This is a genomic window from Brevundimonas sp., from assembly GCF_004210735.1.
Lineage (GTDB): Bacteria > Pseudomonadota > Alphaproteobacteria > Caulobacterales > Caulobacteraceae > Brevundimonas.
Map to the genome: position 1 here is coordinate 1 of NZ_SDZL01000091.1, position 6,699 is coordinate 6,699.

Genomic DNA, 6,699 nt, shown 5'->3' on the forward strand with positions numbered 1-6,699 from the left:
CCGGGCGTGCCTACAATGGCCTAGGTTCCGCGCGGCTTGGCCCGAAAACCCCGCCGACGCCCAGCCCACCAGCCGGGCCAAGCCGCGCGGAACCTAGGCCATTGTAGGCACGCCCGGACCGTGTTTCTTGTCGCTCAAACTCTGAGGGGATTGCGATGCGTTGTGTGTTGATGGCCGGGGCGGCGTTCCTGGCGATGGTTGGACCGGCTCTGGCGCAGGATGCGGTCCTGTCGATCGACAACATCTCGCAGCACATCCGGATTCTGTCGGATGACAGCTTTGAGGGGCGGGCGCCCGGCACGGCGGGCGAGACGAAGACGCTGGAGTACCTGACCGCCCAGTATGCGGCGCTGGGGCTTGAGCCGGGCGGCGAGAATGGCGGCTGGCTGCAACCGGTCGACCTGCTCAGCTTCCTGCCTTCGTCCGCGCCGCAGATCGCGCTGCTCAGTGGCGACGTTCGGACGGCGCTCGACGGCGGTTCGATCCGTCTCGCCACCGGCCAGGGCTCTGGTCAGGTCGATGTGCGGGATGCGCCCCTCATCTTCGTCGGCTTCGGCATTCATGCGCCGGAGCTGGGCTGGGACGATCTGGCCGGCGCGGACCTGACCGGCAAGATCGTGGTCTATCTGGCCGGTGAGCCGGACGACCGCTCGGACAAAGGCCTGTTCGAGGGGCACGCCCGCACCAATCACGGACGGGGGGGAACCAAGAACGCACAATATCTCGCACGTGGCGCCGTTGGGGCGATCTCTTTCCCCGCGACCGCTCCGCCAGTGGTAGCTGCCCCCGCCGGCGCTCCTGCGTCTCCTGTCGTCGCCCCGACGCCGCCTCCGCGTCCCTACATCCGACTGAAGTCGGAGGCGCCGCAGCTTCAGTTCAGCGGCTCGATGCGCGGTCCGGCCGTCGTCGAACTGTTCAACGCCCAAGGCCTCGACCTTTCGGCGTTGCAGGCCCAGGCCGCCGCCGGCCCGATGACCGCCGCCCCCATCGGCAACGCCCGGCTGTCGATCAAGGCGGATTACGATGTCACCCCCATTCGCTCCTACAATTTCGTCGCCCGGCTGCCGGGACGCACCCGGCCGGACGAGACCGTGCTGTTCAGCGCCCACTGGGACCACCTGGGCGTGGCGGCGACGCCGGATGCGAACGGCGACAGCATCTATAACGGCGCCTGGGACAATGCTTCGGGCACGGGCGCTCTGATCGAACTGGCGCGCTTGTTCGCCGCCGGTCCGCGTCCGGAGCGATCGGTCGTCTTCCTGAGTGTCACCGCCGAGGAAAGCGGCCTGCTGGGTAGCCAGTGGTACGCCGAGCATCCGATCTATCCGTTGGCCACCACGGCTGCGAACTTCAACATGGATATGATTCCGCTGACGACCGAGACGCGCGACGTCGAGATCATCGGCTTCGGCAAATCGACGCTTGAGGACGACCTGATCGCGGCGCTGACCGCTGATGGTCGGGTGGCGATCCCCGACACCCATCCGGAAGAGGGATTCTATTACCGCTCCGACCACGTCAGCTTCGCCGAGAAGGGCGTGCCCGCCCTGTATTTCGATGGGGGCTCCGACCTGATTGTCGGCGGTCGGGAAGCCGGTGTGGCGGAGATCGCGCGGCTGAACGAGCTGTTCTACCACGAGTTGGACGACGAGTGGCGGCCCGACCTGAACCTGGGCGCGGCGCGGCAGAACCTGACGCTGACCTATGAGCTGGCGCGCGACCTGGCCAACTCCCGGCGGTGGCCCGAGTGGAAGGAAGGCGTCGACTTCGGCGTCATTCGCGCCCAAACGGCGGATCAGCGGCGCTAGGCCGCGTCCGTCACCGCATAGACCATCACGCCCGTGGCGATGGCCAGGTTCAGGCTGTCGGCACGGCCGCGCATGGGGATCTTGACGTTCAGGTCGCAGGCGGCGGCCAGGCGGTCGGTCAGGCCGGCCTGTTCGTTACCCATCAGAATCAGGGCCGGCGTCTTGACCGGTGCATCGCGATAGCCGTGCGTGGCGTCCAGCCGGGTGCCGATGACGCTGCCTGGCCAGTCGGCGCGCCAAGCCAGGAATTCCTCGGTCGTCGCCTTTGAAATGGTCACGGCGAAGACCGAGCCCATGGTCGCCCGCACCGCCTCGACCGAGAAGGGATCGACGCAGTCGTCGATCAGGATGACCCCTCCACATCCTGCCGCGTCCGCCGTGCGGATGATGGTGCCCAGATTGCCGGGATCGCGCACCTGCTCCAGCGCGACCCAGCACGGCGCGCTGTCCGGGCGGATCGCCGACAGCGGCGTGAACGCCTGTTCGAACACGCCCAGCACAGTCTGCGGATTATCGCGTCGGCTGATCTTTTCCAGGATGGCGTGGGTGACGACGATGACCTGTCCGCCCGCGTTGCGCGTCTCGTTTTTGGCGCAATCCAGCAGCGGGTGAGGGCGCGCTTCTTCACCGACCAGCAGCATGACCGGGGCGCGGCCCTGATCCAGCGCCTCGCCGATGAATTTCAGCCCTTCGGCCAGGAATCGGCCAGTCGCCTCGCGCTCCTTGCGCATGTGCAGGGCGCGCACCGACTTGATCGTGTCATTGGTCAGCGAAGTGATGACGCGGTCCGACATCAGGCGCTCCATCTGGCGAAGAAGCTCAGGCCGATGGCCCGCGCCTGGTCGCCGTCCTCGGACAGGGCCAGTTCGCCCCAGTCGATCCGCCCGCCGCGATCATGGGTCGCCTCGGCCATCAGATGCGCCAGCGACAGGCCCGAAATCCGCGCCGCATAGGCGTTCAGCAGCAGGAATGACGCATCGTCCGACAGCAGGGCGGCGCAATCCTTGAGCAGGCCGGGCAGGTCCTCGAACAGCCGCCAGACCTCGCCCGTCGGGCCGCGCCCGTATTTGGGCGGGTCCAGAATGATGCCGTCGTATTTGACGCCGCGACGCACCTCGCGGGCCACATATTTGCGGGCGTCCTCGACGATCCAGCGGATCGGCCGGTCGGACAAGCCCGACGCCTCGGCGTTCTCGCGGGCATAGGCGAGGGACTTCTTCGAGGCGTCGACATGGGTCACGACGGCGCCGGCGGCCGACGCCGCCAGACTGGCCACGCCGGTATAGCCGAACAGGTTCAGGATGCGGGGCTGGTCCAGCGTGCGGATGCGGGCATCCAGCCATTCCCAGTTCGCCGCCTGCTCGGGGAAGAAGGCCAGGTGCCGGAACGGCGTGAACCGGCCGGTGAAGCGCACATCGCGCCATTTCAGCGGGAAGGCGTCGATGGGCCCGTGTGCGTCAAAGCGCCAGCGACCGGCATCCTCTTCTTCCTGCTGCGGGTCGAACACGGCGGTGGCGCGCTCGAACGCCGCCGGATCGCGCGGCGCCCAGAAGCACTGAGGCTCGGGCCGGACCACGGTATAGCGGCCATAGCGTTCCAGCTTGCGGCCGTCGCCGCTGTCCAGCAGGGCGTAATCGGACCATCCCCGGGTGACGAGGGTTTCGGGCGAGGGGGAAAGAACCGGCGGCATGTTCCGCTGATAGGGTTCAGGCCGGGCCGCGTCCAGCCACCGGGATGGCTTCGTCGGCGGTATCGGGCTGATGCGGGGTCTTGTCCCAGACATGAGGCTCGCGGATCAGCCGCCAGATCGCCTGGATCAGCGCCAGCGTCAGCAATGACCAGTAGGCCGGCGCCGAAGCCATCTCGAGCGGCCCATAACGGATGCCCGCTCGCCGCGCGCCCAGATAACAGGTTCCCCAGGCCGAGATCGCGCCCATCGCCAGAACGGCCAGGGCATGGAACGGCAGATCCGGCGATATGCCGGCCCGCACCGAGATCAACACCCCACTGATGATCCAGGCCAGAGACGGCGCGTGGGTCATCGCGGCGAGCAGCGCCATCCCCAGCGTCATGGTCAGAGCAAGCAGCCCACGCGGTCCCAGTCCCAGCGGCTTCCTCAGATGAACGATCACCGTCTGCAGATAGCCCTTCAGCCACCGGGTGCGCTGGGGCAGCCAGACCTCCAGCCGCTCTGGCGGGGTCTCATAGGTGGGCCGGCTGATCATGCCCAGCCGCCAGCCATGCCGCCAAAGGCGAAAGCCCAGGTCCGCGTCCTCGGTCACGTTCCAGGCGTCCCAGCCGCCGACGGCCCTCAGCACATCGACCCGGAAATGGTTGCTGGTCCCGCCCAGTGGAAAAGGCAGACCCAGTCGCGCCATGGCGGGCAGGATGACCTCGAACAGGGCGGCGTATTCAGCGGCGAACTGGCGATCCAGGAACGGCGCGGCCGTTCGCGCCCGCAACCGCGACCGGATCCGCAGCGGCGCCTGCAGACACGCCATCGAGGCGGTCTCTGCCGCGAACCGTGCGGCTGCCTCTTTCAGTTGCAGCGGGTCGGGGTCGTCCTCGGCGTCATAAACGGTGACCAGGTCTCCCGCCGCATGCAGCAATCCCCAGTTCAGCGCCCGGGGCTTCGTCTGCGGCTGGCCGGAAGGGACCACCAGAATCTGCAGCCAGTCGGGCCGCTGGCACAGGTTGGCCGCAGCGATCGTGGCGCGGTCGTGCGCTTCCAGCAGCAGGAAGCCTTCCAGCTTGTCGGCGGGATAATCCAGTCGGGACAGGCGGGCGATCAACTGCGGCACGACCGCCGCCTCGTCATGCAAGGCGGCCAGCACGGTATAGCGGGGCCATTCGGCGAGGGGCTCGACGGGCTGGACATTGCTTCTGGGCGTCATCACCAGCAGCAGGCGCCACAGCGCGCAGGCCACAAATCCGGCCCCGACCAGCAGCACCAGCGTCAGCCCGGTGCCGCCTGGCGCAATCACGATGGCCGAGATCAGAGCGATGGCCAGTATCGCCACCGCAATCCATTGCCCCTTCGTCAGGCCCGGTCGCGCCGCGCTGTCGGCCATGGCGAGGCGCACACGCCGGTCATGCGCGCCCGTGTCGAACCTGCCTGATGGAGCCCCCTCCGCCATTCTCAACCGCTAGCGGCGCCGGCGGCACACGGCAAGCGAGTAATGCCAACGAATGGCGCCGGAGCGGGAATAGCGCTATCACGGACGCCTAGTTCGGGAGCCTCGATTGTCCTCCGCCACGACCGCCAGTCCACGTTCGGCGCGCAAGCCCAAGGGCGAGGGCCATGTTCGCCGCGCCGAAATCCTCGCCGCTGCAGAGCGAATCTTCGTCGAGCACGGCTATGAGGGCGCAACGATCCGCAAGATCGCGGACGAGGTGGGCCTGTCCTCGACCGCGCTCTACATGCATTTCGCCGAGAAGAGCGAGATCCTGCACGAGATCTGCCGCTCGGCCTTTGACACGCTGCTGGCCTCCCACCGCCGGATCCTGAACGAGCAGGCGGCGCCGGAAGAAAAGCTGCGTCGAATGATGGAGGGCTATGTCGCCTTCGGGTTCGAGAATCCGAACGCCTATCGCCTGATCTACCTGACCCGCCCGGTCGAGGCGCGGGACGGCGCCGAAACAGCGGCCCAGCAACTGGGCGCCGAACTGTTCCGCTCGTTCGAAGCCGTGGTGGGTGAAGCGGCCGCCGCGGGCCGTGTAAAAGGCGACCCCCGCGCCGTGGCCCAGGCCCTGTGGGCGGGCAATCACGGGGTCGTCTCGTTGATGATCACCAAGCCCTATTTTGACTGGGTGGATCGCGATTTGCTGAGCCGAACCTTGCTGGATGCCCTGTTCGACGGCCTCTTCCGCTCGTGAGAGCCGGGCTCGGGGGGGCGGCGGCCGGTCTTTTTCTGACGGCGGCGAATGCGGTTGCGGCGCAGCCGCTTCGGATCATGACGCTGGATCAGTGCGCCGATCAGTATGTCCTGGCTTTGGCGCCAGACGCCGAACTGGCGCTGTCGCCCCGCGCTCATGCGCCGGATTCCTGGATGCGGGACGACGCCCGTGGGCGGCGCACCGTCCGGCCGACGCTTGAGGCGGCCATAGGCTTCGGCCCGGATGTCGTGGTCCGCTACTGGGGCGGCGATCAAAGGATGCTGGGCGCGCTGGAGCGGCGAGGCGTCCGAGTTGTAACCATTCCCGACCAGACCGAGATGTCCGGCGTGCGCGACAACATCCGCGCCGTGGCTGCGGGTCTGAACCAGTCCGCACGCGGCGAGGCCCTGATCGCCCGGATGGATCGCAAGCTGGTGCGCGCCAGGCGGCCCGCGGCGCCCGACCGAACGGCGCTGTATCTGACGGCGGGCGGGTTCACGGCCGGGGCCGGCACGCTGATGGACGCCATCTTCCGGGCAGCCGGATTCGCCAATCTGGCGGGGCCCGGCTTTGCTCCGGTCAGCGTCGAGCGGATCGCGCTGGAGCCGCCCGCGCGGTTCGTGCTGGGCTTCTTTGAACAGGTCCGTTCCGACTGGCGCGGGCCGGGGCGGCATCCGGTCGTGCGCAAGGCGTCACAGGGCAAGGTCGCAGCGCGTCTGCCCGCCGCCGCTCTGACGTGTCCCGCGTGGTTTGCGGCGGACGCCGCCGTCATGCTGGCGGAGCAGGGCCAATGAGGGCGGCCGAGCGCAGGCTGATCGGAGGCCTGACGAGCGGGGCGCTGATCGCTATCGTCGTCGCCGTCCTGCTGGGCGAAGCCAGTCTGTCGTTCGCCACCTATCTGGAGGCGCTGCGTGATCCGTCGTCGGCGCCCGGTCAGGTGCTGTGGCAAGTGCGGGCGCCCCGCGCGATCTGCGCCTTCATGGTCGGGGCGGCCGCACTTGCCACAGCACCTGAC

7 protein-coding genes are annotated in these 6,699 nt (G+C 68.1%); 4 read left to right on the forward strand and 3 right to left on the reverse strand.

Annotation, left to right across the window (positions count from 1 at the left end; all coding sequences use genetic code 11):
• The first annotated feature begins 155 nt into the window (after nt 1-155).
• Entirely contained in the window at nt 156-1,808 is a 1,653-nt protein-coding gene (locus EON91_RS13610; RefSeq protein WP_292095790.1) for a M28 family peptidase, read from the forward strand.
• Here EON91_RS13610 and EON91_RS13615 read toward each other — a convergent pair.
• Genes EON91_RS13615 through EON91_RS13625 form a run of 3 tightly spaced genes read right to left on the reverse strand, consistent with a single transcriptional unit; the run spans nt 1,805 to nt 4,891 of the window.
• Nucleotides 1,805-2,602: an RNA methyltransferase gene (locus tag EON91_RS13615; RefSeq protein ID WP_292095793.1), complete on the reverse strand. Its 798-nt coding sequence runs from the start codon at nt 2,600-2,602 to the stop codon at nt 1,805-1,807. The genes EON91_RS13610 and EON91_RS13615 overlap by 4 nt on opposite strands.
• On the reverse strand, nt 2,602-3,498 hold the full coding sequence (locus EON91_RS13620; RefSeq protein ID WP_292095794.1) for a class I SAM-dependent methyltransferase: 897 nt from the start codon (nt 3,496-3,498) through the stop codon (nt 2,602-2,604). Before EON91_RS13620 ends, EON91_RS13615 begins: the two co-directional genes overlap by 1 nt.
• A gap of 16 nt (nt 3,499-3,514) precedes the next feature.
• Nucleotides 3,515-4,891, reverse strand: coding sequence for a glycosyltransferase family 2 protein (locus EON91_RS13625; protein ID WP_292095797.1), 1,377 nt, complete (start codon nt 4,889-4,891; stop codon nt 3,515-3,517).
• Between the two features lie 160 nt (nt 4,892-5,051).
• On the opposite strand from EON91_RS13625, the gene EON91_RS13630 reads away from it, so the two are divergent.
• The 3 genes from EON91_RS13630 to EON91_RS13640 form a co-directional block, all read left to right on the forward strand.
• On the forward strand, nt 5,052-5,684 hold the full coding sequence (locus EON91_RS13630) for a TetR/AcrR family transcriptional regulator (RefSeq protein WP_292095800.1): 633 nt from the start codon (nt 5,052-5,054) through the stop codon (nt 5,682-5,684).
• A 77-nt stretch (nt 5,685-5,761) separates the two neighbouring features.
• Nucleotides 5,762-6,478, forward strand: coding sequence for an ABC transporter substrate-binding protein (locus EON91_RS13635; protein WP_292095802.1), 717 nt, complete (start codon nt 5,762-5,764; stop codon nt 6,476-6,478).
• The coding region (locus EON91_RS13640) for an iron chelate uptake ABC transporter family permease subunit (protein WP_292095804.1) at nt 6,475-6,699 on the forward strand (225 nt) is incomplete at its 3' end. The genes EON91_RS13635 and EON91_RS13640, both read left to right, overlap by 4 nt.